This window comes from Aliirhizobium wenxiniae (assembly GCF_019511445.1).
Lineage (GTDB): Bacteria > Pseudomonadota > Alphaproteobacteria > Rhizobiales > Rhizobiaceae > Neorhizobium > Neorhizobium wenxiniae_A.
Genome location: NZ_JAEUAN010000118.1, coordinates 1 through 264 on the forward strand (window position 1 = coordinate 1; position 264 = coordinate 264).

General features: G+C 53.8%; 1 rRNA gene. It reads right to left on the bottom strand.

Annotated features, from left to right (window positions below):
* Positions 1–87, bottom strand: a 5S ribosomal RNA gene (gene rrf / locus JNB91_RS31905); the annotation flags it as partial.
* Between the last annotated feature and the right edge of the window lie 177 nt (positions 88–264).

The window sequence follows — 264 nt, forward strand, 5'->3', positions numbered from 1 at the left end:
TTGAGACGGAGTACCATTGGCGCTGGGGCGTTTCACGGCCGTGTTCGGAATGGGAACGGGTGCGGCCGCCCCGCCATGACCACCAGGTCATCTAAGGGCAATGTGAAGAGAAGCTGGCAGGCGTAAGTCTGTTTTACTTTGAACACGTCGTTGCATCACCGTCAGGCTTTTCCTGACAGATGAGCATTGATCAATGAGAGCGATTAAGCCAATCGGGCTATTAGTAAGGCTAAGCTTCATGCATTGCTGCACGTCCACACGCCT